Here is a 23,692-nt window from a genome sequence, read left to right as displayed (position 1 = left end):
CTCCGTTCACACTGCCGACCGACCCTATCGCGACCGGTGAAGTGTGCCGTGGCCCCTGTGACCCCTCACACCGGGTGGACTTCGCGGGTGGCTACCGCGGCGAGTTTGTCGGGGTTGGCCACGTTGTGGATCGCGGCGATCCGGCCGTCGTCGCCGAGGTCCAGCGTCAGCGTCCCGATCACCCGCCCGGCGCCCCGGAACACGACCCCGGGTGCGCCGTTGAGGTCCACGACCTCGGCCGCCATCTCGGCCGGGTGCACGCCCTCGTACGGACGCGTGGCCACGCCGGCGAACCAGGCCGCGACCCGCTCGGCCCCGGCCACCGGCCGCATCGCCTGCCGGACCTTGCCACCGCCGTCGGTCCAGAGCGTCACGTCCGGTGCGAGCAGTTCCATCAGCGTGTTGAGGTCGCCGCCGGTCGCCGCGGCGAAGAACCGCTCGGTCACCTCCCGGTGCCGCGCCCGGGTGGCCGGGAACCGGGGCCGCCGATCCGACACGTGCGCACGGGCCCGCACGCCCGCCTGCCGTACCGCCCCGGCCGAGCGCCCCACCGCGTCGGCGATCTCGGCGTAGTCGAAGCCGAACGCCTCCCGCAGCACGAACACGGCCCGCTCCAGCGGGCTCAGGCTCTCCAGCACGACCAGCAGCGCCACCGAAACCGACTCCGCGACCTCGGCCGGATCCGGGGAGGCCGGATCCAGGGAGGCCGGGTCCGGGGAAGCGGTCAGGATCGGCTCCGGCAGCCAGGGCCCGACGTAGGTCTCCCGCCGGGCCCGGGCCGACCGCAGCCGGTCCATCGCCGTGTTCGTCACGATCCGCACCAGGTAGGCGCGCGGATCCGCGACCAGCGACCGGTCGGCCGCCGACCACTTCAGCCACGCGTCCTGCATCACGTCCTCGGCGTCGGCCGCGCTGCCGAGAATCCGGTACGCGACCGAGAACAGCAGGTCGCGGTGTTCCCCGAAGCTCGACGTCGAGGTCATCGCGTGTAACGGCCTCCTCGCCGCCAGCCGAGCATCGTCACGGACGGAGCCGCCACCGTCCGGCCGAACGTCGGCCACGGCGCGGAGCTCACCGTCTCCTTGTACCAGCGCGCTGCCCGCCCGGTCAGCGCCAGGCGCTTCGGCGAATCGTCCGGGTGGGTGAACTGGACGACCGCGTCCCGGCGTCCGAGGCTGATCGGCACGTGGAGATAGCCGAACCGGAACGGCTTTCCCGGCTTGCCGCCGAGCGCCCGCGCGATCGCCCAGGCCGCGTAGGCCCCGGTCGGCATCCCGCTCTGGCAGGTCCCGTGCACGGTCCCGTACGGCTGCCGGATCGCCGCCGCGTCGCCGATCGCGTACACCTGCGGGTGCGAGACCGACCGCAGCGCCGGGTCGGTCACGATCCGCCCGCGGTCGTCCACGTCCAGCCCTGCCTCGGCCGCCAACGGCGACACCCGGACCCCGCTGGTCCAGAGCACCGCGTCGGCCCGGATCAGCTCGTGGCCGTCGACGGTCACGCCCTCGGGCCCGATCGCCGTGACGTCCGCGCCGGACCGGACCGACACGCCCAGCCGGGCCAGCGCACGGTCGAGGTGGGCCTTCGCCCGCGGGCCCAGATTCGTCCCCGGCCCGGTTCGGCCGACCAGCGTCACGTCGACCGCCGGGTGGGACTCCGCGATCTCCGCGGCGGCTTCCACGCCGGTCAGCCCGCCGCCGCACACCACCACCGACCGGGCGCCGGCCAGGCGCCGGGCGAACAGGTCCGCGTCGTCGACCGCGTACGCGTGCTCGGCCGCACCGGCCACGGATCCGGTGTCGGCCACCGCACCCAGCGCGTACACCAGCGTGTCGTAGGGCAGTTCCCGCTCGTCGTCGATCCGCACCGCGCAGGCGTCCGCGTCCAGCCCGGTGACCCACCCCGGCACCAGCTCCACGCCGGTCGGCGCCAGCAGGTCCGGGATCCGCAGGTCCGCGACCTGCTGCCCGGCCGCCACCTGGTGCAGCCGCAGCCGTTCGGTGAACCGCTCACCGGCGTTCACCACGGTGATCCGGACGTCGCTCCGCGACCGGAGGCGGCCGGCGAGCCCCATCGTCGCCGACAGCCCCGCGTAGCCCGCTCCGAGTACCACGATCTCGTGCATGGCGTTCCCCTCTCGTCGTGCAGGGGACGAGACCCGGCCACCCGGGTGTGAGCCCGGGTGACCGGGGTCACAAGGCATCATGACCTCATGTCGGTGATTTCCGCCCTGGTGTCGTTCGCGCTGGTAGCCGCGCTGCTCACGATCGTGCCGGGGCTGGATACGACATATGTGCTCCGTACCGCGATCGTCAGCGGACGCCGGGCCGCGTTCGCCGCCGCGACCGGGATCGGCACCGGCGCGCTGGCCTGGGGCGTGGCCGCCGCCGTCGGGGTGTCGGCGCTGCTCACCGCGTCGACGATCGCGTACACCGCACTCCGCGTCGCCGGCGCGTCGTATCTGCTCTGGCTCGGCGTCCAACTGATCCGGGCGACGCTCGGGAAACACCGCGCCGAGGCGGAAACGGACGACGACCGGCGCGCCACCGCGTGGCAGGCCTGGCGCCGCGGGGTACTGACCAACCTGCTCAACCCGAAGGTCGGGGCGTTCTACCTGGCCGTGATTCCGCAGTTCCTGCCCGAGGGCGCCCCGCACCTGGTGATGGGCGTCGCGCTGGCACTGGTGCACAACGCCGAGGGCATGGTGTGGTTCAGCGCGCTGATCCTGGCCGCGCACGGCGTCCGCGGCTGGCTCCGGCGACCGTCCGTCCGCCACGCGATCGACCGGGTCACCGGCACGGCGCTGATCGCCGTCGGCCTCAAGGTCGCCCTCACCCCGGGCTAGCGGCCGGTCGGTGTCACGGGCGGAGGTCGCTGCTCAGCGGAGCAGCGTCAAACCGCCCACGAGCTTGTCGACCTGGTTCTTCGGGCCGACCAGCCCGACCGCGTAGTACGCCAGTTCCTCGGGCGGCGTGGCCGCCATCGCGGCCTGGTACTCGACGTACGAGGTCGACTGCTGCGCGATTCGCGGCACGTCGACGACCAGGAGCGTCGGCTTCGTCGCCGCCTTGGTGCGGATCGCGTGGACCGCCGCGCCGTCCGCGCCCAGGATCGAGCATCCGACGTACGGCAGCGACGCGTGCTCGGCGCCCGATCCGTCGACGGTGGCCGGGCCGAGCAGATCCGGCAGGTGCCGCCCGACGGTCGCGGAGAGCAGCGCGGCCGCGTTCGCGATCAGCCCGATCGGCAGGTCCCGGTCGACGACCACGACCCACTTCGTGCGCTGCTGACGGGTGGTGAGCGCGAGCCGCTCGTCGTTCGCTTCGAGAAGTTGCACGGCGCGAACAGTAGGCTCCCGTTGCGCAGTTCGGATGTGAAGTGCAACTTCGTTCGACGAAAGCGGGAAACCTCAGTGCTTGATGCGATCGACCGTGCTCTTCTGCGGGAACTGGAAAACGATGCGCGGGCGACGAACCGCGACCTGGCCGCCGCGGTCGGGGTCGTGCCGTCGACGTCGCTGCTGCGGGTGCGGGCGCTGCGCGAGGCGGGCGTCATCGCGGGCTACCGGGCCGAGATCGATCTGGCCGCCGTCGGGCGGCCGATCCAGGCACTGATCTCGGTGCGGATCCGGCCGCCGTCGCGGCCGGTGATCACCGCGTTCCGGGAATGGGCGAGCGCGCTTCCGGAGACCGTCGGGCTGTTCGTGACCGCGGGCGGGTGGGACTTCCTGGTCCACGTCGCGGTGCCCGACAACGAGGGCCTCTACGCGTTCGTCATCGACCGCCTGACCGAACGCCGCGAGGTCGCCGACGTCAACACGAGCGTGATCTTCGAACACGTGCGCTCGCCGCACGTGGTGTGACTACCAGCTCTCGGTGGACGCGCCGGGCAGCTCGTGGACGGCCACCCGGTCTTCGCGGGCCAGCACGGTGAGCATCCGCTCGGCGTCGGCGGGGGTCGCGTGCGCACCCGTGGTGGTCTGCGTGACCACGTCCGGCGACTCGACCCAGACCCCGCCCTCGGGCCAGGTCAGCTGGACGATTCCCCCGCTGCGGCCCTTGGCGCAGAACCAGGTGCCTGCCGTCGGCATGCCGCGCAGCACGTCCAGGGCCTCGGCCGGCGTCATCGGGCGGTCGTGATGGTAGCGGCCGTCGTCGTAACGGATCTCCAGGAGCTCCGGCTCGTCGGCGGGCTCGGCCACCGGCTCCCGCCGGAGCAGCCGGAGCCCGTCGAAACGTCCCGCGACCCGCCCGTCGTCCGCCCGGAGACGGTCGAACTCCCGGCGGACGAGGACCGGGGTCCGGTCGCCGTCGAGCGGCTGGATCCGGAGCGTCACGCCTTCGGGGAGCCAAGGCAGCTCGAGCCGCGCCAGCAGCTCGGCCGAGTGCGGGCCCCCGATCGAGTAGTGCCGGCCGCCCTGGGCGACCTCCACCTCGACGTCGGGGGCCGGCTCCGGCGAGACCGGGAACGCGGCCCGCGGGCCGTGCCGGCGCACGGCCCAGCCGAGCGGGACGCGGATCCGGCGGGCGGTGGTGCCGTCCCAGTCCACGGCCAGGCCCGCGGTGGTCAGCGCGGCCGCCACCTCGTTGCCGATCTCCGCGGTCGGCGGACGTTCGAACAGCCCGTAGGCGAGGTGGACGCCGTGGCCCGCGACCGCGGATTCGGTGTCTTGCCGGTGGTAGAAGACGTACCCGCGGGCGGCGGCCGGGTCGGGCACCTCGCCGCCGATCTCCGACAACCCGCAATTCTGGCAGCAGGTGAAGTCCTGCCTGGCGACGATGCCGGCCGCGTCGAGCGCGCGGAACGCCTCGGTGAGCCGGTCGTTGTCGGTCTGCTCGGGCCAGTTGCCCTGCGCGGCGAGCGCGGCCGCGAACTCGTCGCTCGCGACCGACCAGGCCAGCGCCCGCAGCTCGTCCGGGTCGGCCTCTTCGCCCTCGAGGTACTCGAGCGTGCTGTCCACGACGTCGAGGAACGTGCCGGAGCCCCGGCCGACCTCGGTGCGGATGTGGTCGATCGCCGACGCGCGCAGGTCTTCGTCCATGGCGAGCACCGTACTCAGGCGCCGCACCGACCTCAGAGGCCGAACCGGGCGGGCCGTACCGGGCCCTGGGGGCCCGGCAGAGCACTCAGAGGCCTCGGAGGGATCGGTCCAGCAGTGTCATCGGGTGGTGGACCGGCACCGGCGTCTCCAGGTGCGCGGTGATCTGCAGCGCGCAGCCGGGGTTGGCGGCGGCGATCGCCTCCGCGCCGGTGGCGGCCAGGTTCTTCGCCTTGCGCACGCCGAGTTCCGCCGCGGCGGCGGGCTGGGTCAGGTTGTAGATGCCGGCCGACCCGCAGCAGATCTCCCACTCGGCCGGCTCGACCAGCGTGAGCCCGGGGATGCCGCGGAGGAGGTCGCGGGGCTGGGTCCGGACGCCCTGGGCGTGGGCCAGGTGGCAGGCGTCGTGGTAGGCCACCGTCAGCTCGACCGGGTGACGCTTCGCCTGCGGCTCGATCGCGCCGAGCACCTCGTGGACGTCTTTGACCTTGGCCGAGAACGCCGCCGCCCGGGCGGCCCAGGCCGGGTCGTCGGAGAACAGGTGACCGTAGTCCTTCATCGCCGAACCACAGCCGGCGACGTTCACCGCGATCGTGTCGTAGCCCTCGTAGGCCGCGATCGTCTTCCTGGCCTGCACCAGCGCGTCCTCCTCGACGCCGCCGTGCAGTTGCAGGGCGCCGCAGCAGCGCGGGGTGCGGGGCGCGTGCACCTCGAAGCCCTCGGCGGCCAGGACCCGCACGGTCGCCGCGTTGACGTCACCGAACAGCGCGCGCTGGATGCAGCCCTGCATGAACGCGATCCGGCCGCGGGGCTCGACGCCCGGCGCGGGCGGCGTCACGCGGTTCAGCTGCCGGACGGCGGCGGAGAGCTTCACCGGCGGCGCCAGCGACAGCAGCGCGCCGACGCGCGTCTTCGGGACCAGGCGGGCCAGCCGCGCCCCGAGGCGGCCCGGCAGCGCCAGCGCCGGCACCATCGCCCGCACCCGGCCGGGGTGGGTGAACAGCGCGAAGATCAGCCCGCGGTAGAGGCGGTCGGCGCGCGAGCGCGGCACGTTGCGCTCCACCTGCGGCCGGACCTGCTCGATCAGCCGGTCGTACTGCACCCCCGAGGGGCAGGCGGTGACGCAGGCCATGCACCCGAGACAGCGATCGAAGTGCGTCTGCATCGCGAGTCCGAGGGGATCCTCGTGACCTACGCGCATGAGCACGATCCGGCCCCGGGGCGAGTCGGCCTCGTCCTGGAAGACCGAGTAGCTCGGGCAGGTCGTCAGACAGAAGCCGCAGTGGACGCAGTCCTTGATGAGCTCGGGGTCGGGCGGACGGTGCTCGTCCCAGCCGCTCGACGCGCCGTGCAGCGCCGGCTGGTCTCCCCCCGAGGGCAGCACCGTCATCAGATTCCTCCCACGAACGCGCCGGGCCGGAAGATCCGGGCCGGATCGAACCGCGCCTTGACCCGCTGCATCACCGCGGCCGCGCCCGGCTCGACCGCCGGCCACGGATCCGCGACCCGGTCTCCGCCGTCCAGCACGGTCACGGACCGGGGCGCGAGCGCTTCCCGCAGAGCCCCCACGTCCGGCACGGGAAGCGCGATCCAGGCCAGGCCGAGTGCGGCTCGCGCCACCAGCCCACCACCCGCGTCCTCGGCCGCCCGGATCATCGGCGCGAGGTCCGTCGGCCGGCCCGCCACCTTCGCCACCACTCCGTCGTCCGACCGCTGGCCGGCCCGCTGGGCCTCCCAGATCGGCTCGTCGTCGGTGACGACGTCCACCTCCGAGGCGCCCGCCGCCGCCGACAACAACGACGCCACGGCGGACGCCTGCGCGTCGGCCGTCACTCCCCCGAACCGGACGAGAAGGCGCCCCGAACCGGCGCGCCACGCGGCGTCCAGATGAAGTGCTTCGAGCGGACGGCGTGACAGGCCGGCAGCGGCCGCGGCCAGCGCGGACGGGTCGGTGAACGAGGCCGTGGCGGTCGCGGTGCCGGACGGCAGCGGATGGAGGCGGACCGCGACCTCGGCGATCAGCCCGAGCGTGCCGTACGAACCGGTGAACAGCTTGCCGAGGTCGTAGCCCGCGACGTTCTTGATGACCCGCCCGCCGGAGCGGGCCACGGTCCCGTCGGAGAGCACCAGCGTCACGCCGATCACCAGGTCACGGACGCCGCCGTAGCGGTGGCGGGCCGGTCCGGAGTCCGCGGTCGCGACCAGGCCGCCGATCGTTCCGGTGGATCCCGGGTCGAGCGCCAGCCACTGGCCCGCCGACGCGAACTGCTTCTGCGCCTCCGCGAGAGGGACGCCCGCCTCCAGCACCGCCGTGAAGTCGCCCGGGTTGTGCTCGACGATCCGGTTCAGGCCGGTGGTGTGGAGCGGGGTGCCCTCGCCGGCGCCGCCCCAGCCGGCCCGGGAATCGCTGCCCACCGGTCGCACCGCGGTACCCGCCTCGCCGTGTGCGCGCAGCACCGCGGACGCCTCCGCCACCGAGGTGAACATCAGAACCGCTCCGCCAGGCCGGCGGCCTCCATCGGGTGCTGCCGGTACGGGCCGGGCACCTCGCCGCACAGCCGCGGAGTCGGCATCACCTTGCCCGGGTTCGCCAGCCCCGGCGGATCGAACGCGCAACGCAGCCGCTGGAACGCGTCCAGGTCCTCGGCGGCGAACATCTTCGCCATGTGCTTCCGCTTGTCGACACCGACGCCGTGCTCACCGGTGATCGACCCGCCCGCGTCCAGGCACACCTGCAGGATCGCGCCCGCGAGCTCCTCGGCCCGCTCGGCCTCGCCCTCGACCCGCCCGTCGTAGCAGACGAGCGGGTGCAGGTTCCCGTCCCCGGCGTGGAAGACGTTCGCGACGGTCAGCCGGTAGTCGGACGCCAGGTTCTCGATCCGCTCCAGCACCTCGGGCAGCTTCGTGCGCGGAATGACCCCGTCCTGCACGAAGTAGTTCGGCGACACCCGGCCCATGGCCGGGAACGCGGCCTTGCGCGTCTTCCAGAACAGTGCCCGCTCGGCCTCGTCCCGGCTCACCCGGACGTCGTCCGACCCGCACCGCTCGCAAGTCTTCACGACCTGGTCGAACAGGGCCTCGCACTCGTCCGTGGCCCCGTCCAGCTCGACCAGCAGCGCCGCGCCCCGCCCGACCGGGTACCCCGCGTGCGCCATCCGCTCGGCGGCGTCGATCGTCACCGCGTCCATCATCTCGATGGCCGCGGGCACGACACCGGCCCGCACGATTTCCGAGACCGCCTCACCGGCCGCGTGCGTCGAGTCGAAGAACGCGACGAGCGTCCGGATCGCCTCCGGCGACGGCACCACGCGCAGCCAGACCTTCGTCGCGACGCCGAGCGTGCCCTCCGACCCGACGAACGCACCCAGCAGGTCGTAGCCGGGCGCGTCGAGTTCGGCGCCGCCGAGGTGGACGACCTCGCCGTCGGTGAGCACGACTTCCAGCCCGGTCACGTAGTTCGTGGTGAAGCCGTACTTGAAGCAGTGCGCCCCGCCGGAGTTCTCGGCCACGTTCCCGCCGATCGAACACACGATCTGGGACGACGGATCCGGCGGATAGAAGAAGTCCGGCCCGACCGCCGCGGACACCGCGGCGTTGGTCACGCCGGGTTCCACGCAGACCCTGGCGTTGTCGAGGTCGACCTCCAGAATGCGGTTGAGCCTGGTCAACACGATGAGGACGCCGTCGGCGACGGGAAGTGCGCCACCGGAGAGACCCGAACCGGCGCCGCGGGCGACCCAAGGGATTTGCGCTTTTGCGCAGATTTCTACGATTGCGCGGACCTCGTCGCCGCTACCGGGGAGCACCGCCACCCGGGGCAGCTCGCGGTACTGGAGCAGCCCGTCGGACTCGTACGTGCGGAGCTCGTGCGGGTCAGTGAACAGGCGGTCAGCGCCGACGACCCTCCGCAGGGCGTCGATCAGATCGATGCCGTCTTTGCCCATCTCCCGACGGTAACCCGTGTGTTAGGCCTCGGGGGTCGGTTTGTGCGGCTCGGAGTGGGTCCAGTCGGCGAGCAGCGTGCGCAGGCCGGTGATCAGGCTGAGCGGCTGGTCGATCATGATGTGGTGCGCCGAGAACGGGATCTCGACCACCGGGACGACCCGTCCCATCCGCTCGGCGATCAGCTCGCCCATGTCGGCAGGCACGAGCCCGCGCTCGGCCCGGAACACCGCGACCCGGCACTGTGGCAGCGTGAGCGTCCGGAGCGTGGTGCGGCCGCGGAACACGTTCGGGTCGAACTTCCACGACCAGCCGTGGTCGCGCTCGCGGAGGCTGGTCTCGGCGATGTGGGCGAGGACGGCGGGAACGTTGCCGTCCTGCTGCGGGATCAGCTTGAAGCGGCGGAGCGCGTCCTCCTGCGTCGGGTAGGTGCGCAGCGGGCCGAACGCCTGCTGGGCGTTGGCCGCGGTGTCTTCCGGGAGGTTGTCCCAGAACGGGGTGTCGATGGCGACCGCGCCGGCCAGCTCGGTGCCGCGGAGGCGCGCGGCGGTCAGTGAGACCATGCCGCCCATGCTGTGGCCGATGACCAGGGGGTGCGGCCCGGCTTGACCGTTGTCGGCCACGGCCAGCACCTCGTCGGCCCAGAGCTCCATCCGGTACTCGGTACGGCGTCCGGAATCGCCGTGGCCGGAGAGGTCGAGCGCGACGACGCGGCGGTCGCCGGCCAGGAACGGGGCGATGTGATCCCACCAGCGGCTGTGCGCGGCGCCGCCGTGCACGAGCACGATGCCGTTCTCGTCGCGGCTGTTCTCGTCGCCGCCGGGCTTGCCCAGGCGCGGTAGTGGATCGGTGTGCCGTCGACGTCGACGACACCGAGCTCCACGGAGGCGGCCAGCGCCTCGGTGAACCAGGCCGGCGCGCCCTCCGGCGTCGTTGCGGTCATCACTCGTCTCCTCGCACAGTACGTGGTTCCACTCAACCACCTATCCGGCCATTTCCCCCGTCGCGTCCTCCCGACGCGGCGATCACCGCTTCTAGAACCTGTTACAGTCCCGCCATGATTCTGGAGCGGTTTCGGCTGGATGACCGGGTGGCCGTGGTGACCGGAGCCGGGCGGGGCATCGGGGCCGCCACCGCGGTCGGGCTGGCTGAGGCCGGCGCCGACGTGCTGATCACCGCCCGCACCGAAGAGCAGCTCCGGGCGGTGGCCGACCAGATCGCCGCCACCGGGCGCAAGGCCGAGATCGTCGTCGCCGACCTGTCCGACCCCGACGCCGCGCCCGCGCTCGCGGAACGGGCCGTCGACGCGTTCGGGCGCCTCGACCTCGTCGTGAACAACGTGGGCGGCGAGATGCCCCGGCCGCTGATGAAGACGAGCGTCCGCCGCCTGGAGTCGGCGTTCCGCTTCAACGTGTCGACCGCGCACGCGCTCACCACCGCCGCGATCCCGGCGCTGCTCGAACACAACGGCGCGATCGTCAACATCTCCTCGGTCATGGGCCGCCTGCCGGCCCGCGGTTACGCCGCCTACGGCACCGCCAAGGCCGCGCTCGCCCACTACACCAAACTCGCCGCGGCCGATCTCGCGCCACGCGTCCGGGTCAACGCGATCGCGGTCGGGTCGGTCGCCACGTCCGCGTTAGAACTCGTTCTCGAAAACGACGAGCTCCGTACGACGATGGAACGGAACACTCCCCTGCGCCGCCTCGGGGCCCCGGAAGACATCGCCGCCGCGGTGGTGTTCCTCGCGTCCCCGGCCGGCAGCTACCTCACCGGCACCGTGCTGGAGGTCGACGGCGGCTTGCGTCAGCCCAACCTGGATCTCGGTCTCCCCGACCTGTAGAAGGAGCCCCACGTGTCGTACCGGGTAGTGCAATGGAGCACCGGCAACGTCGGCAGGCACACGATCGCCGGTATCGACGCCCGCCCCGACCTGGAACTGGTCGGCGTCTTCGTGTCCAACCCGGCGAAGGAGGGACGCGACGCGGGTGAGCTGGCCGGTCTGCGCACCCCGCTCGGCGTACCGGCGACCACCGACGCCGACGCGCTGATCGCGCTCGCGCCGGACTGCGTCGTCTACACCGCGATGGCTGACGACCGGCTGATGGACGCGATCGGCGACCTCACCCGGTTACTCCGCGCCGGGATCAACGTCGTCGCGTCCGGACCGGTGTTCCTGCAGTACCCGTACGGCGTCATTCCCGACGGCATGCTCGCGCCGATCGCCGCCGCGGCCGAGGAGGGCCGGGCGTCGCTCTGGGTCAACGGCATCGACCCGGGCTGGGCGAACGACTGGATGGCGTTGACGCTGACCAGCATCTCCGAGCGGATCGACGAGGTCCGCTGCCTGGAGATCCTCGACTACTCCACGTACGACAACCCGACCGTGCTGTTCGACATCATGGGGTTCGGCCGGCCGGTGGACGACGACGACCTCCCGATGCTGTTGCGGCCGGGCGTGCTGAGCTTCGCCTGGGGTTCGGTGGTGCGGCAACTGGCGGCCGGGCTGGACGTCGAACTGGACGCGGTCGAGGAGTCGTGGACCCGGTTGCCCGCGCCGGAGGCCTTCGACATCCCGTCCGGATCGATCGCCAAGGGCACCGCGGCCGCACTGCGATTCGAGGTCCGTGGCGTCCGCAACGGCCGCGCGGTGTGCGTCCTGGAACACGTCACCCGCCTGCGTCCCGACCTCGGCGCGGACTGGCCGCAGCCGACCGGCCAGGGCGGATACCGGGTGGTCATCACCGGAGAGCCGAACTACACGCTCGACATGACGATGATGGCCGCCGACGGCGACCACAACACCGCGGGGCTGAAGGCGACCGCCATGCGCCTGGTCAACTCGGTACCCGCGGTGGTTGCCGCGGCGCCGGGCCTGCTGACCGCCCTCGACCTTCCGCTGGTCACGGGCCGCGGTCTCGTCCGCCCCTGATCTCCGCTCCCGCGGCGGCGGGCCGTGATCGGCGAATTGCCGCCGGGCCGGGACACGTCGCGGCGTACCCACCACTATGGAGCCCATGGCCACCGACTACACCGTCCAGATCGAGTGTTCCGACTACGACTACGACTGGCGAGTCGTCCGGCGGCTGGCCCACGTGACCGATGAGCGCACGTCCTCCGTTCTGGGCGAATGGTTCGTGCAGACGAATTGGATCGCTGACGGCGCCGACTGGCGGGTCCGCATCTGGCTCGGCCACGACGCCGATCCCGAGAGCAAGCCGGTTTACAACGGCGGATGGAACGACTACGAACCCTGACGAAGCGCGCCCGGCCTCACGCCGGGGCGATCCACTCCCGTCGGACGACCCGGCTGCCGAGCCAGGTGAGCACGCTCACCGCCGCCGAGCCCCAGGCCAGACCAGCGAAGACCAGGATCGCGCCGACCAGCCACAACCCGCTGTCGTCGGTGCTACCGGCCCACCACGACCAAACCCCGGAAAACGTCACGGTCAGCGCCGCCGGCGCCAGCCAAGGCCGCAGCGTCAGCACGCCGAGGACGACGATGGCGATCAGGCAGAGCACGCACCCCACCACCTGCCAAGCCTCGTACGGCCCGGACGCCTGCCCGGTGACCGGATCGACCTGGTACTCGTTGTCCCAGCCCAACCAGCCCCACCACGTCGCCACGGTCGCCAGCACCACCGCGACCACCCCTACCAGCGACCGCCCGCGCACTCCCGTCGATGTCATACGTCGATCGTGCCGATACGAGGACCGCAGCGGATGAGTAGGACTACCCGATCGACGGCGCCGGTCCTCGGCGTGGTCGACGGGAAGAACGCGCCCGGCGCGGGAGCCGAGGGTGTGCGCGGAGGGGCGCGGCCGCTGCTCACCCCGGACCACGTCCGCGGTGTTCTTGTTGAACGGCCCGATGAGCGAGCCGTCCACCCACACGGCCGTGCGGACGAGCACGGCAGGTCCCAGCCCGGCGCTGGTCAGCCGTAGCCCTGCGGTTTCGCCGGCGCGGAACCGGGTTTCCAGCACGAGCGCCGGACGTACGCTGCGCCGATTGTGGTCGCGCGCCAGCCAGGACTGATAGACCGAAACCGTCAGAGCCGCGACCGCGATCACGACGCCCGCTGCGGCGAACACCTCGCTCGATGTCATGACGACAATGGTGGACGTATCCGCCGGGGCCGGGCGCCGATCCTCGCCTACTCCACCGCGACCTGCCAGGATCACAGGCGCCGGATCACGTACGGAGGTGGCCGATGAACACGCCGAACGGTGCTCGATCGTTCCTGACGACCGGCGTCGCCTACGACGGCTACATGGGTCGCTACTCGCGTTCGCTGGCCGAACCGTTCGCCGACTCCGCCGAGATCGGGCCGGACTGGTCCGTGCTCGACGTCGGATGTGGGCCCGGCGCGCTGACCAGCGTATTGGTGGACAGGCTCGGCCCCGCCCGGGTTTCCGCCGTCGACCCCTCGCCTCCTTTCGTCGCCGAGTGCAGCGCACGGTTTCCGGGCGTCACCGTCCGCGAAGGGCGCGCCGAAGAGCTCCCGTTCGACGACGCTGCCTTCGACGGCGCGCTGGCCCAGTTGGTCATCCACTTCGTGTCCGACCCGACCGCCTTCGCCGGTGAGCTGCGCCGGGTCGTGCGGCCCGGCGGCGTGGTCGCCGCCTCGGCCTGGGACTTCGCCGAAGGTATGCAGATGCTCCGCGTGTTCTGGGACGCGGCGCTGGCCATCGACCCCGCTGCTCCGGACGAAGCGCAAACCCTCCGGTTCGGACGCGAGGGAGAGATCGCCGGGTGGCTGACCGCGAACGGTTTCACCCAGGTCACGGAAACGGTCCTGTCCGTGAGCTCGACGTATGCCTCGTTCGACGAGCTCTGGGCCGGATTCCTCGCCGGGATCGGACCCGCCGGCTCCTACCTCGTCGGCCGGTCCGACGAGCAACGCGCTGCGGTGCGCGAGGAACTCTTCCGCCGGCTCGGTTCCCCGGCCGGACGTTTTTCTCTGGACGCGCTGGCGCGGAGCGCCTCCGGCCACTGCCCGGCCTGACCCGGAACCTGACGAGGACCACACGATCCAGACGCTCCGGGACGCGGACATTCGTCCAATACGACGGCGCGGCGCGGTGGCGAGAGTGGCCACATGACTACTTCTGGCGGCAGGCAGCGAATCCTCATCGTCGGCGCGGGTATCGCCGGACCGGTGCTGGCGTACTGGCTGACCCGCAACGGCTTCTCCGTCACGGTCGTCGAGCGGGCGCCGTCGTTGCGCCGGACCGGGGGCCACGCCGTCGACCTGTTCCGGCCCGCGATGGACATCGCGGAGAAGATGGGTGTGCTCGCGCGCATCGAGGAGCGGGCGACCGGCTCGAATCGGTTGACGCTGTGGCCGGAAGGTGCGCGCCGTCCCGTGCGGGCGGACCTCTCCAAGATCTTCAGCGCCACGTCGGAGCGGCACGCCGAGATCATGCGCGACGACCTGAGCGAAATCTTCTACGACGCCACTCGTGACGACGTCGAGTACGTGTTCGGCGACTCGATCGCCGCGATCTCACCGGACGGCGCCGCAGTCTCACCGGACGGCGAGGTGCGATTCGACCACGCAGCGCCGCGCCGCTTCGACCTCGTCGTCGGTGCGGACGGCGCGCACTCCGCGGTGCGCGCGCTCGTCTTCGGGGCCGAATCGCGCTTCGGCAGCTACGCCGGGGCCCACTTCGGGGTGCTGGCCGTGCCCGACACCGCGGGGCTCGACGGTGAGCTGCGCATCCACGTCGGGGTCGGCCGCACCGCCGGCGTGTACGGCGCGCGGCACCTCGACGACGCGCGGGTGCTGTTCCTGTTCCGCAGCGACCAGCAAATCGACTACCACGACACCGACGCGCCCCGCCAGAAGGAACTCCTGCGCCGCGCGTTCGCCGGCCTGCACGCCGACGTGGACGGCTGGCTGGCCGAACTCGACGGCACCTCGGCGTTCTACTTCGACTCGATCACCCAGATCCGCATGGACAGCTGGTCCCGGGGGCGGGTGACGCTGGTCGGCGACGCGGGCTACGGCCCCGGCCCGGCCGTCGGGGGGAGCACCAGCCTCGCCATCGTGGGCGCCTACGTCCTCGCCGGCGAGCTGGCGCGGGCCGGCGGAGATCACGAGCGCGCCTTTCCCGCCTACGAGCGGGTGATGGCCGGGCACGTGCGCGGCAGCCGGGAGGTCGCGCTGAGCGCGGCGAGGCGTCTGATCCCGAGGTCCCGGCTGGGCGTCACGGGCCTGGCCCAGGGCGCCCGGCTGATCGCCGCGCTGCCCGCGGGCCCCGCGCGCGCCTTCGCCCGTCTCGCCACCAGCAGCGCCCGCGTGTACAACTCCATGGCCGTCGAGGACTACCCGACGTCGCCCCACCGGGACGCTCCTGCTTCCTCGTGACCTGCCCGAAATCACGTCGCGATCGGCACACCGAGGGCTCGGCGACCGCGTCGGTGCAGGCCCCACCGACTGTTCCATTCCGCCGCGGATGGGTACCAACGCCTATATCCACCGAAGCGATAAGGATCCCCATGCTGAAGAAACTCCTGGGCGCCGCAGTCGTCAAGAGGATCGCCGCCAGCACGCCGCTGGGCGCTGCCGTGGTCGTCGGCGCCACCGCCTACCTGCGCCACCGCCGCGCCAAGCAGGCACAGACAGCGGGAGCGCGCTCGTGACCGCCGCCCCGGGCGGCTGAACGCACCGGGCGGCTGACGCAACGGGCCGGGTGCGAGCCGGGTCGTAGCCCGCTCGTCGCCATTCTGCGCCGCCACGATGGCGCGGCCGTCGGCCGTGACAGCCGGCGCAACGGCGTTCGCTTCGACGCTCGGCGAACCAACTGGCTCCTAGCATCGGGCGATGACCTCGCTGCAGATCCGGCCGAACGTCCTCTACTTCGGCACCCCGGTCGTGCTGCTGACCACCGAGAACCCCGACGGCTCGGCCAACCTCGCGCCGATGTCGTCGGCCTGGGCGCTCGGCCGGATCGTCGTCCTCGGGCTGGCGTCCGAGGGTCAGACCGGCCGCAACCTCGTCGAGCGACCCGACCTCGTCCTCAACCTGCCCTCCGCGGTGCTCTGGCCGGCCGTGGAACGGCTGGCGCCGCTCACCGGACGGAACCCGGTCCCCGACGGCAAGCATGCGGGTTGCCGCTACGAGCCCGACAAGTTCCGCGCCGCCGGACTGGACCCGCAGCCGTCGGTGCGCGTGCGTCCGCCCCGGGTTGCCCAGTGTCCGCTGCAGCTCGAGGCCCGGGCGCAGCGCGTCCAGCCCGACGCGTCCGGCGACTTCCTCGTGGTGGAAGCCGCCGTCCTTGTCGTCCACGCCGATCCGGGCCTGGTCGTTCCCGGCACCGATCACATCGACCCGGCGGCCTGGGACCCACTCATCTACAACTTCCGCCACTATTTCGGCCTCGGCCCCGAGCGCGGCCGCTCCTACCGCTCGGAGACTCCGCGATGACCGCTCAGCCCGGTGACGCCGACCAGCGGATGCACGTCGGCGCGACCGTACGTGGCTCGGTGGCCGCGGTCGGCGTGTCAGCGGCTGGACAGCCCGCTCTCGCGCAGTGCCACGTCACGAGGCCACAGCCTGCTCGCCGATTCGACGGCGGAGCCCGGCCAGTGCCCGGTTCGCGCACGACACCAAATCGTTCCTCCCACCAGCGGGCGTAGGAACGATTTGCCGTCGACCAACGGTGCCCGTCGGCAAGGCACGCCCCCGCCGGCGCGTTCCGCGGTGTGGCGTCCCGCGGTGCGACGCCGACCGTCGCAGACGACTCAGCCCGACGTCTCGCGCAGCAGCGCGGCCTGCCAAACCGCGAAGACGGCGACCTCGACCGCAACGGCGAAGAGCAGCAGTGACAGCGCGTCGAGCGGCCGGCTGACCGCGAGCCCGGCCAGCCCGACGACCGCGACGACGTTCGCCGTCAGCACCGACCGCATCGGGCCGCGCAACCGGCGTCGGGAGGCGAGCGCGAACAGCAGCACCGCCCAGCCGAACGTCAGCATCGCCACCACCAGCGGCACCGCGGCCGAGACGCCGAGCGCGCCGCCGACCGGTCCCGCGAACAGCCCCAGTATCAGCGCGGCGACCGCACAGTACGCCGCATCAGCGCGCAGGCAAGTTCCCATGTGCTCACTCTAGAAGCCGAATCCGGGCAGCTCCTGCCGTCTGACGGCGCCAGAACGGGGCGCCGGCTTCCTGGAAATGTCAGTGGCTTCCGGGAGGCTGCCCGGCATGCTCCCCTGGGATCTGAGGACGCGCGACGAGGCGCTCCGCGCCAGTGGGGCCGCCGACACGTCCTCGCCGGACGACAGGGAGCGGGCCGATGATCCGGCCCGGGGTCGTTGCGACATCACCGCGTTGATCGTCAACGACATTGTCGGTGGCGATCTCGTGCTCGGTGAGGTCCACCGGAACGGCGAGCAGCAGGGCTTCCACTACTGGAACCGGCTGCCCAGCGGAGTGGAGATCGACCTGACTCGCGAGCAGTTCCGGGCCGGCCAGACCGTGACCGGCAGCCGCCTCGTTCCACGGCGGACCGCATGGCGGGTCTGCGTCCGGATCGGCTGCCGGCAACCGCTGCCGAGCGACTGGCCGCGTTCGTCGGGGGCTACGGGCTGGACGCCGGGGGCCGGGAACTGCCCGTCACGACGCGCGTCCGCGGTCGGCGACGAACACCAGGAGGTACGCCTCGGCGAGCGCCGCTACGGCCCAGAAGCCCAGGCTCAGGACGGCGAGCGAGGGGGGTTCGTGCAGGACGTTGAACGGCCCCATGAACTCCGAGAACGCGGCGCCGAGCCACACGGCGAGCGCGAGGCGCCAGGAACGCTGGTGCAGGCCTCGCGGCCAGGCCGGGGCGACCGATCGGTACAGCAGGGCGTAGCAGACCCCGAACACGATCAGGCCGGCGAGAACGAGGACCGGAGTTTCGATGATGCGGGGCAGGGGGTCGAGCGCCTTCCACACGGCGATGACCTTCGGACTCTGAGTGTCGGGATCGAACAGCAGTCCCTGATGGCCGCGCCGGGAACCGCCGAGCAGCCCGAACGTCAGGAACGTGGCCAGGACGAACGCGAGCCCGCCTGCGCAGCCGGCGGCCAGCGTGCGGGCCAGTGTGGGGGTTCCGCTCGTGGCCCTCCCGTCGGTCGCGCCTGCGAGCATCGAGCCGGCCCCGTCCGTCACGGCCGGCCGATCCGCACGGATCGGTCCACGAGCTGCTCGGGGTCGGTCTCGGCGATCTCCTGGAGCAGGCCGCGAGCGGTCTCGACGCGGGCCGGGTCGAACCGTTCGAAGATGCGCGCGGTGACCTGGTCGATACGGTCCCGCAGTTCCGCGTACCGGACGGTGCCTGCCGGGGTCAGCGACACCGCGCCGTCGGGTAATTCGACGAGTCCCGAGTTGCCCAGCGTCGTCAGCAGGTTCTGGACGGCCGCGGCGTCCAGACCATTGGTGGCGAGGAGGTTCGTCAGGACCTCCGTCGGGATCGAGCCGCGCAACCCGAGCGCGTGGAGAGTGAACCACTCCGGCATGGCCACGTTTTCGGCGCCGAGCACGGCCGCGAGCGGCGCGGTCAGCGTGCGCTGCGCGAGCGCGAGTGCCGTACCGAAGGGCAGGGTGGTTGCTTGGGTCATCGTGATCCTCCACAATTGGACAGCTACCTGTCCAAATTAGAAACTAGACAGGAGACTGTCAATAGTGTCGATCGACGAGACCCCTACGCCGCTGATCGGGCTGCTGCTGCGCCTCGCTGCCCAGCAGTGGGGAACCGACATGGACGCCGCGATGCAGCGGCAGGGCGTCACGGGTCTGACCCCGGCGCACGCCAACGTCATCCCGTTCGTCCCGCCGCAGGGCATTCAGATCGGTGAGCTGGCGCGACTGGCCAAGGTGCGCAAACAGTCGATGGCGCAGTCCGTCGACCTCCTGACGACCGCCGGGTACACGACTCGACACCCCGACCCCGCCGACGGCCGGGCCAGCCTGGTCTTTCTCACGGCCAAGGGCCGGGCGCTCCGGCCGGTCTCACGCAGCGCCGGCCAGCAGGTCGAGCAGGACTGGGCCGCCCTCGTGGGGCGAGACGACATCGAACACCTGCGCCAGACGCTCGTGCGCCTGCTTCAACTCGGCACCCCGAGCTGACCGGCCCTACCGCACTCGGCTCGCACGAACGTCGTCCCGAGACGGCCTGCGGGGACGGCGGTCGGGTTCGGCGTTGGCCCACAGCAGCAGCGCGAGCAGCGCGGCGAGCGTTCCCGCGACCGCAACGACCAGTGCCGGAGCGAGGACGGACGCCAGGGCGCCGGCCGCGAGTACGCCGAATCCCTGACCGGCCACCAGACCCGCGGCGACCACCCCGAACGCCTGGGCGCGGTGCGCGTCGGGAACCGCGCGGACGAAGGCGACGTTCGCGGCCAGCTGGTACCCGGAACCCGCGCCGGCGAGTGCCCAGATCGCCGCGGTGAGGACCAGGCCGGGGTGGAAAGCGCACAGCACCAGAGGCGCGCCGGCGAGGAGCGCCAGCGGTTCCATCAGCCGGAGTCGCCGTTCGGCCGGCACCCACCGGCTGACGACGATCATCGAGAGCGCGGTGCCGAAGGCGACCGAGGCGAGCAGGAGACCGACGCCGGCCGACCCACCGCCGAGATCGGCGACGTACGGCGCGACGACGCCGGCCGGGACGGTATGGAGCGACGCCAGCCACGCATAGGACGTGAGCCGGCGGAGCCGGGAGTCCCCGAAGACGAGTCGAACCCCGGCGGTCATCGCCCGGGATGGGAGGGCCGCGCCGGCCGGGCCCCGGGGCGCGGGCCGGCGGGTCACGGTCAGCCGGACGAGAATCGCCGACACGACGAAGGTGGCGGCGTCGAGCAGCAGCGCCTGGCGCGGCGTGGTCAGCCCCGCGAGCAGGCCCCCGCCCGCGAACCCGGCGACCTGGGCGAACTGGCCGGTGACGGAGGTGAGCGCGGTGGCGGCAGCGTATCGGTCGTCGTCGGGAAAGACGTCGCGCACGAGGGCGGACCGCGCCGCACCGAAGGGGCCGGCCAGCAAGGTCGCGGCGAACAGGAGGACGTAGAGCGCCGGCAGGGGCTGACCGGGTACAGCCATCGCGGCGATGAGGCCCGCACTGGCCAGATCGCAGGAGATCATGACCGCGCGCCGCGGGTAGCGATCGCCGAGCCAGCCCAGCAGCGGTCCGCCGATCAGCCACGGCACCATCGTCACCGCGTAGGCCGCGGAGGCGGCCGCCGCCGAGCCCGTCGACTGGAAGACCAGGACGATCAGCGCCACCCGCGCGAGTTGATCGCCGACGCGCGACAAGGTCTGCGCCGTCCAGAGACCCCGGAATTCCGGGTCGCGGAGCGCGACCGGCGTTCGGGTCGCCGCCATCTTCGGTCCCGTCTCCCGTCGAGCGTGCGGCGCGGCCGGACGGCGGGCCGATCGGACAATCCTGGCGGTTGGCCGTCGCGGATCAAACGACCGCGCGGGCCGAGCCGGCCCGCGCGGTCGCCCCCGTTGGCCCTGGGGCGAGTCATCCCGCCCCCGGACACACCTGGCGGTCGACGGGCGCCGCCGATTCACGCGGCTAGGGCATCAACGGCGGAGTGCGTCCGACTCCTTCCGGACTCGTCCGTTCCGCTCAGTCCCACTCGGTGATCGACATTCCGCCTCCCTCCGGCTCGTCACGCTGCCGTTCATGCCGCTCAGTCCCACTCGGTGGTCGACATTCGGCCTCCTTCCGGGCTCAACCGGGCATGTATCCCCCCACACAATGCACGGCAGGCGTTGTCGGACCGTTGCGTCGACGTTGTCCCGCAGGCCAACAGACAAATGGCGCAATGCGTCAACGAACGATGACAAGAAGTCCACTCTGGAGGTACTGTCCGACGCGCACCACGAGGACAAGGACCTCGAATGGAGTTCGGAATTCTCGGTCCCCTGGTCGTCGTCAGCGATGCCGGGCAGGAAATACGAATAAGCAGTCCGAAGGTCCGGACGTTGCTCGCCGTGCTGCTGTGCCGGGCCAATCGGCCGATCCGGATCGCCGAGCTCGTCGACGCCCTCTGGGATTCAGCCCCGCCTCCGAAGGCGCGCGACGGCCTGCGCGTCCACCTGCATCATCTGCGTCAGGCCATCGGGGCCGCGCGAATCGTCCGACGCCCGGAGGGCTACCAGCTGCTCGTCAGCCCGGGTGAGCTCGACGTCGACCGCTTCCGGACGCTCGTCGCGGACGCTCGTGGCGGTATGGCCGGGCAGGACCCGGTGCGGGCCGGGAGCGCACTGGGCGAGGCGCTCGCGCTCTGGCGCGGCCCCGCGCTGTCCGGTCTCGACCACGGGCACGTGCTCGTGGCGGAGGCCCGCCGCCTGGAGGATCTTCGCCTCGAAGCGCTCGAGCAGTACTTCGAGGCCGAGTTGGCGCTCGGCCGGTACATCGAGGTCTCCTCGGACCTCCGGTCGGTGATCGCCCAGCACCCCACCCGCGAGACGTTCCGCGGTCAGCTGATGCGCGCGCTGGCCGGCCGCGGGCTGCTCGCCGAGGCCGTCGAGGTCTTCCAGGACGCCCGCCGAGTGCTCGCCGACCAATTGGGCCTGGATCCCGGCCCGCAGCTCCGCGAACTCCACCTGGCCATCCTGCGGGAGGATTCGGCGCTCGTTTCCGGCCCGCCGGCCGGGACCGCCTTGACGGCGGGCACCGTCCTGACGGCGGGCACCGTCGTGCCCCGGCAACTGCCGGCCCATCTGGCCGGGTTCGTCGGCCGCGGCGCTCACCTCGACCGCTTGGACGCGCTCGTCGACGCGTCCGGCCGCGACGCGGTGGCCATGCCGGTCGTCGTCATCTCCGGCCCCGCCGGAATCGGGAAGACGACGCTCGGCGTGTACTGGGCGCACCGAGCCGCTGCCCGCTTCCCGGACGGACAGCTCTACCTCGACCTCCGCGGGTTCGATCCGGTGCATTCCCCGATCGAGCCGGCCACCGCGCTCGCCAATCTCCTGGTGGCGCTCGGCGTCCAGGCCCAGTCGATTCCGGTCAACGCGGTGGAGCGCGAAGGCCTGTACCGGAGCCTGCTCGCCGACCGCCGCGTGTTGGTCGTCCTGGACAACGCGCACGACGCCGCACAGGTCCGTCCGCTGCTGCCGGGCAGCGCCGGTTGTCTGGCCCTGGTCACCAGCCGGAAGAAACTCAGCAGCCTGGTGGCCTCCGGCGCCCGCCCGCAACTGCTCGACTTCTTCGACGCCGAGGAAGCGAGCGCACTGCTCCGGGATCGCCTCGGCGCGGAGATCGTCGCGCGTGAATCAGACGCGGTGGCCGACCTCATCGCCCGCTGCGGCGGCCTTCCCCTCGCTCTGAGCATCGTCGCCGCCCGCGCCGAGGCACTGCACGGCAGGTGGCTCCGCGACCTGGCCGACGAGATCGGCCGCACCCGCCGGAAGCTGGACGCCTTCGCCGGCGACGATCCGAGCGTCGATCTGCGCGCGGTGTTCTCGTGGTCCTCGCAGGCGCTCAGCGAGCCCGCCGCCCGGATGTTCCGGCTCCTGGCACTGCATCCGGGCCCGGACGTGACGGCGTCCGCCGCGGCCAGCGCGGCGAGCATGCCGTCCGGAACCGCCGAGTCGGCACTCACCGAATTGCTCGGGGCGAACCTGCTCCAGCTGAGCCGGCCCGGCCGGTACAGCTATCACGACCTGGTCCGCGCCTATGCCGTGGAACTGGCGGACGGGGAAGAACCCGCGGACGAGCGTAGCCGGGCCCAGCACCGAATTCTGGCCCACTACCTGCAGACAGCGGCCGTGGCGACGATTCTGATCGACCCCAATCAGACGGACACGGCCGTGGAGATGCCCACACCGGGCGTCGACGGCGATGCGCTCAGCAGCCGTCGACAGGCCCTGGACTGGTTCGACGCCGAGCGGGAAGTGATCCTGGCCGCGGTCGCCGGTGCGGCCGACGGCTTCGAGTCGCACGTCTGGCAGTTGGCGTGGAACTCGATCATCTACCTGGATCGCAGCGGACGCTGGCACGAGAAGATCGCGATGTTGCGTGCCGCGCTGGCCGCCGTCCGGCGGGTGGACAAGCCCGCGATGGAAGCTCATATCCTCCGCAGCATCGGTCGCACCTATGGCCGGATGCACCAGTACGAGACGGCGTACGAGTATTCGCAGGCCTCCATCGACCGCTGCCACGAGTCGGGAGACGTTCGCGGCGAGCTCCACGCGACTAATACCTACGCGGAAATACTGGAATTCGAGGGACGCCACCGGGAGGCGGTGGCGAAGGCCCGGGAGGTCGTGGAACTCGCCCGCCACATCGGCGACACGCTGTACGAGGCCCAGGCGCTCGGCGCCATCGCCTACAACCATGGACTCGCCGGTGAACCCGAAGAGGCGATCGAGGCCTGTCGGCTGGCGCTGGCTCTGTTCGAGGAGCTGAACGACAGCGACGGCCAGGCGGCCATCCACGACAGCATCGGCGTCGCCTACCAGCAGTTGGGCCGCCATCGCGAGGCGATCGCGCACCTTCGGCTGGCTCACGAGATGACCGCGGACGCCGGGGAGCGCTTCAACGAGGCCGTCGTCCTGGAGCACCTCGGCGACGCGTACCGGGCCGCCGGTCGAGCGGACGAGGCAGCGCAGGCGTGGCGGCAGGCCCTGGCCGTCTTCGTGGAGCTCGACGTCCGGGAAGCCGACACGGTACGCGAGAAACTGAATCCCCCGGCGTATCAGGAGTCTTGACGGGCGGGTC

The 23,692-nt window shown here is 72.0% G+C and carries 24 protein-coding genes; 11 read left to right on the top strand and 13 right to left on the bottom strand.

What is annotated here, in order from left to right:
• Window positions 1-65 precede the first annotated feature (65 nt).
• Both ACIBZJ_RS20740 and ACIBZJ_RS20735 read right to left on the bottom strand, forming a co-directional pair.
• On the bottom strand, window positions 66-983 hold the full coding sequence (locus tag ACIBZJ_RS20740; RefSeq protein WP_395931866.1) for an RNA polymerase sigma-70 factor: 918 nt from the start codon (window positions 981-983) through the stop codon (window positions 66-68).
• Window positions 980-2,125, bottom strand: coding sequence for an NAD(P)/FAD-dependent oxidoreductase (locus ACIBZJ_RS20735; protein WP_395931864.1), 1,146 nt, complete (start codon window positions 2,123-2,125; stop codon window positions 980-982). Before ACIBZJ_RS20735 ends, ACIBZJ_RS20740 begins: the two co-directional genes overlap by 4 nt.
• Before the next feature lie 87 nt (window positions 2,126-2,212).
• On the opposite strand from ACIBZJ_RS20735, the gene ACIBZJ_RS20730 reads away from it, so the two are divergent.
• Window positions 2,213-2,845, top strand: coding sequence for a LysE family translocator (locus ACIBZJ_RS20730; RefSeq protein ID WP_395931862.1), 633 nt, complete (start codon window positions 2,213-2,215; stop codon window positions 2,843-2,845).
• Window positions 2,846-2,878: 33 nt separating this feature from the next.
• Here ACIBZJ_RS20730 and ACIBZJ_RS20725 read toward each other — a convergent pair whose 3' ends face one another.
• Window positions 2,879-3,337, bottom strand: coding sequence for a DUF2000 domain-containing protein (locus ACIBZJ_RS20725; protein WP_395931860.1), 459 nt, complete (start codon window positions 3,335-3,337; stop codon window positions 2,879-2,881).
• A gap of 75 nt (window positions 3,338-3,412) precedes the next feature.
• Here ACIBZJ_RS20725 and ACIBZJ_RS20720 point away from each other — a divergent pair, with 75 nt between their 5' ends.
• A complete protein-coding gene (locus ACIBZJ_RS20720; RefSeq protein WP_395931858.1) occupies window positions 3,413-3,862 on the top strand; it encodes an Lrp/AsnC family transcriptional regulator in 450 nt (149 codons plus the stop codon).
• On the opposite strand, the gene ACIBZJ_RS20715 is transcribed toward ACIBZJ_RS20720, so the two are convergent.
• From ACIBZJ_RS20715 to ACIBZJ_RS20695, 5 genes are all read right to left on the bottom strand, one after another.
• A complete protein-coding gene (locus ACIBZJ_RS20715; RefSeq protein ID WP_395931856.1) occupies window positions 3,863-5,041 on the bottom strand; it encodes a DUF6891 domain-containing protein in 1,179 nt (392 codons plus the stop codon).
• An 85-nt stretch (window positions 5,042-5,126) separates the two neighbouring features.
• A complete protein-coding gene (locus ACIBZJ_RS20710) occupies window positions 5,127-6,428 on the bottom strand; it encodes a (Fe-S)-binding protein (RefSeq protein ID WP_395931854.1) in 1,302 nt (433 codons plus the stop codon).
• Entirely contained in the window at window positions 6,428-7,525 is a 1,098-nt protein-coding gene (locus ACIBZJ_RS20705) for an FAD-binding oxidoreductase (protein WP_395931852.1), read from the bottom strand. Before ACIBZJ_RS20705 ends, ACIBZJ_RS20710 begins: the two co-directional genes overlap by 1 nt.
• Window positions 7,525-8,982 carry an FAD-linked oxidase C-terminal domain-containing protein gene (locus ACIBZJ_RS20700; protein WP_395931850.1) on the bottom strand — a complete coding sequence of 486 codons (1,458 nt, stop codon included), beginning with the start codon at window positions 8,980-8,982 and terminating at the stop codon, window positions 7,525-7,527. The genes ACIBZJ_RS20705 and ACIBZJ_RS20700 overlap by 1 nt, the downstream gene beginning before the upstream one ends.
• 21 nt (window positions 8,983-9,003) lie before the next feature.
• The gene (locus ACIBZJ_RS20695) at window positions 9,004-9,765 is read right to left on the bottom strand and encodes an alpha/beta fold hydrolase (RefSeq protein ID WP_395931848.1); all 762 of its coding nucleotides are present in this window, start codon (window positions 9,763-9,765) and stop codon (window positions 9,004-9,006) included.
• A 272-nt stretch (window positions 9,766-10,037) separates the two neighbouring features.
• On the opposite strand from ACIBZJ_RS20695, the gene ACIBZJ_RS20690 reads away from it, so the two are divergent.
• The 3 genes from ACIBZJ_RS20690 to ACIBZJ_RS20680 all read left to right on the top strand — a co-directional run bounded on the left by ACIBZJ_RS20690 (window position 10,038) and on the right by ACIBZJ_RS20680 (window position 12,237).
• The gene (locus tag ACIBZJ_RS20690; RefSeq protein ID WP_395931846.1) at window positions 10,038-10,823 is read left to right on the top strand and encodes an SDR family oxidoreductase; all 786 of its coding nucleotides are present in this window, start codon (window positions 10,038-10,040) and stop codon (window positions 10,821-10,823) included.
• A 12-nt stretch (window positions 10,824-10,835) separates the two neighbouring features.
• Window positions 10,836-11,912, top strand: a complete 1,077-nt coding sequence (locus ACIBZJ_RS20685) for a diacylglycerol kinase (protein ID WP_395931845.1) — start codon at window positions 10,836-10,838, stop codon at window positions 11,910-11,912.
• 85 nt (window positions 11,913-11,997) lie between these two features.
• Complete coding sequence (locus ACIBZJ_RS20680) at window positions 11,998-12,237, top strand: hypothetical protein (protein ID WP_395931843.1); 240 nt, start codon at window positions 11,998-12,000, stop codon at window positions 12,235-12,237.
• Between the two features lie 16 nt (window positions 12,238-12,253).
• On the opposite strand, the gene ACIBZJ_RS20675 is transcribed toward ACIBZJ_RS20680, so the two are convergent.
• Window positions 12,254-13,087, bottom strand: coding sequence for a hypothetical protein (locus ACIBZJ_RS20675; protein WP_395931841.1), 834 nt, complete (start codon window positions 13,085-13,087; stop codon window positions 12,254-12,256).
• Between the two features lie 104 nt (window positions 13,088-13,191).
• On the opposite strand from ACIBZJ_RS20675, the gene ACIBZJ_RS20670 reads away from it, so the two are divergent.
• The 4 genes from ACIBZJ_RS20670 to ACIBZJ_RS20655 all read left to right on the top strand — a co-directional run bounded on the left by ACIBZJ_RS20670 (window position 13,192) and on the right by ACIBZJ_RS20655 (window position 16,410).
• Window positions 13,192-13,986 carry a class I SAM-dependent methyltransferase gene (locus ACIBZJ_RS20670; RefSeq protein ID WP_395931839.1) on the top strand — a complete coding sequence of 265 codons (795 nt, stop codon included), beginning with the start codon at window positions 13,192-13,194 and terminating at the stop codon, window positions 13,984-13,986.
• A 93-nt stretch (window positions 13,987-14,079) separates the two neighbouring features.
• Window positions 14,080-15,351, top strand: a complete 1,272-nt coding sequence (locus tag ACIBZJ_RS20665) for an FAD-dependent oxidoreductase (RefSeq protein WP_395931837.1) — start codon at window positions 14,080-14,082, stop codon at window positions 15,349-15,351.
• 131 nt (window positions 15,352-15,482) lie between these two features.
• On the top strand, window positions 15,483-15,626 hold the full coding sequence (locus tag ACIBZJ_RS20660; RefSeq protein ID WP_395931835.1) for a DUF6203 family protein: 144 nt from the start codon (window positions 15,483-15,485) through the stop codon (window positions 15,624-15,626).
• Window positions 15,627-15,807: 181 nt separating this feature from the next.
• Window positions 15,808-16,410 carry a flavin reductase family protein gene (locus ACIBZJ_RS20655; RefSeq protein WP_395931833.1) on the top strand — a complete coding sequence of 201 codons (603 nt, stop codon included), beginning with the start codon at window positions 15,808-15,810 and terminating at the stop codon, window positions 16,408-16,410.
• Window positions 16,411-16,727: 317 nt separating this feature from the next.
• Here the strand turns inward: ACIBZJ_RS20655 and ACIBZJ_RS20650 are convergent, their stop codons facing one another.
• From ACIBZJ_RS20650 to ACIBZJ_RS20640, 3 genes are all read right to left on the bottom strand, one after another.
• Window positions 16,728-17,081 (bottom strand): hypothetical protein, encoded by a 354-nt coding sequence (locus ACIBZJ_RS20650; protein WP_395931831.1) that lies wholly within the window; start codon window positions 17,079-17,081, stop codon window positions 16,728-16,730.
• Window positions 17,082-17,598: 517 nt separating this feature from the next.
• Window positions 17,599-18,135, bottom strand: coding sequence for a hypothetical protein (locus tag ACIBZJ_RS20645; protein WP_395931829.1), 537 nt, complete (start codon window positions 18,133-18,135; stop codon window positions 17,599-17,601).
• Entirely contained in the window at window positions 18,132-18,584 is a 453-nt protein-coding gene (locus tag ACIBZJ_RS20640; protein WP_395931827.1) for a MarR family winged helix-turn-helix transcriptional regulator, read from the bottom strand. The genes ACIBZJ_RS20645 and ACIBZJ_RS20640 overlap by 4 nt, the downstream gene beginning before the upstream one ends.
• A gap of 64 nt (window positions 18,585-18,648) precedes the next feature.
• On the opposite strand from ACIBZJ_RS20640, the gene ACIBZJ_RS20635 reads away from it, so the two are divergent.
• Window positions 18,649-19,092, top strand: coding sequence for a MarR family winged helix-turn-helix transcriptional regulator (locus ACIBZJ_RS20635; protein WP_395931825.1), 444 nt, complete (start codon window positions 18,649-18,651; stop codon window positions 19,090-19,092).
• Between the two features lie 6 nt (window positions 19,093-19,098).
• Here ACIBZJ_RS20635 and ACIBZJ_RS20630 read toward each other — a convergent pair whose 3' ends face one another.
• Window positions 19,099-20,340, bottom strand: coding sequence for an MFS transporter (locus ACIBZJ_RS20630; protein WP_395931823.1), 1,242 nt, complete (start codon window positions 20,338-20,340; stop codon window positions 19,099-19,101).
• Window positions 20,341-20,865: 525 nt separating this feature from the next.
• Here ACIBZJ_RS20630 and ACIBZJ_RS20625 point away from each other — a divergent pair.
• Window positions 20,866-23,682 carry a BTAD domain-containing putative transcriptional regulator gene (locus ACIBZJ_RS20625; RefSeq protein WP_395931821.1) on the top strand — a complete coding sequence of 939 codons (2,817 nt, stop codon included), beginning with the start codon at window positions 20,866-20,868 and terminating at the stop codon, window positions 23,680-23,682.
• Window positions 23,683-23,692: the final 10 nt, after the last annotated feature.

This window comes from Cryptosporangium sp. NPDC051539, from assembly GCF_044454545.1.
In the GTDB taxonomy this organism is placed as follows: Bacteria; Actinomycetota; Actinomycetes; order Mycobacteriales; family Cryptosporangiaceae; genus Cryptosporangium.
Note: the sequence above shows the minus strand (reverse complement) of the source record. Positions and strands in the feature narration are given on the sequence as shown.

Bases quoted from the DNA above. Each gene is read 5' to 3' on its own strand.
- ACIBZJ_RS20700 (WP_395931850.1), bottom strand. From the start codon at position 8,982: ATGGGCAAAGACGGCATCGATCTGATCGACGCCCTGCGGAGGGTCGTC.
- ACIBZJ_RS20680 (WP_395931843.1), top strand. From the start codon at position 11,998: ATGGCCACCGACTACACCGTCCAGATCGAGTGTTCCGACTACGACTAC.
- ACIBZJ_RS20670 (WP_395931839.1), top strand. From the start codon at position 13,192: ATGAACACGCCGAACGGTGCTCGATCGTTCCTGACGACCGGCGTCGCC.
- ACIBZJ_RS20715 (WP_395931856.1), bottom strand. From the start codon at position 5,041: ATGGACGAAGACCTGCGCGCGTCGGCGATCGACCACATCCGCACCGAG.
- ACIBZJ_RS20665 (WP_395931837.1), top strand. From the start codon at position 14,080: ATGACTACTTCTGGCGGCAGGCAGCGAATCCTCATCGTCGGCGCGGGT.
- ACIBZJ_RS20705 (WP_395931852.1), bottom strand. From the start codon at position 7,525: ATGTTCACCTCGGTGGCGGAGGCGTCCGCGGTGCTGCGCGCACACGGC.
- ACIBZJ_RS20735 (WP_395931864.1), bottom strand. From the start codon at position 2,125: ATGCACGAGATCGTGGTACTCGGAGCGGGCTACGCGGGGCTGTCGGCG.
- ACIBZJ_RS20690 (WP_395931846.1), top strand. From the start codon at position 10,038: ATGATTCTGGAGCGGTTTCGGCTGGATGACCGGGTGGCCGTGGTGACC.
- ACIBZJ_RS20630 (WP_395931823.1), bottom strand. From the start codon at position 20,340: ATGGCGGCGACCCGAACGCCGGTCGCGCTCCGCGACCCGGAATTCCGG.
- ACIBZJ_RS20675 (WP_395931841.1), bottom strand. From the start codon at position 13,087: ATGACATCGAGCGAGGTGTTCGCCGCAGCGGGCGTCGTGATCGCGGTC.
- ACIBZJ_RS20640 (WP_395931827.1), bottom strand. From the start codon at position 18,584: ATGACCCAAGCAACCACCCTGCCCTTCGGTACGGCACTCGCGCTCGCG.
- ACIBZJ_RS20655 (WP_395931833.1), top strand. From the start codon at position 15,808: ATGACCTCGCTGCAGATCCGGCCGAACGTCCTCTACTTCGGCACCCCG.
- ACIBZJ_RS20740 (WP_395931866.1), bottom strand. From the start codon at position 983: ATGACCTCGACGTCGAGCTTCGGGGAACACCGCGACCTGCTGTTCTCG.
- ACIBZJ_RS20660 (WP_395931835.1), top strand. From the start codon at position 15,483: ATGCTGAAGAAACTCCTGGGCGCCGCAGTCGTCAAGAGGATCGCCGCC.
- ACIBZJ_RS20650 (WP_395931831.1), bottom strand. From the start codon at position 17,081: ATGGGAACTTGCCTGCGCGCTGATGCGGCGTACTGTGCGGTCGCCGCG.
- ACIBZJ_RS20710 (WP_395931854.1), bottom strand. From the start codon at position 6,428: ATGACGGTGCTGCCCTCGGGGGGAGACCAGCCGGCGCTGCACGGCGCG.
- ACIBZJ_RS20730 (WP_395931862.1), top strand. From the start codon at position 2,213: ATGTCGGTGATTTCCGCCCTGGTGTCGTTCGCGCTGGTAGCCGCGCTG.
- ACIBZJ_RS20625 (WP_395931821.1), top strand. From the start codon at position 20,866: ATGGAGTTCGGAATTCTCGGTCCCCTGGTCGTCGTCAGCGATGCCGGG.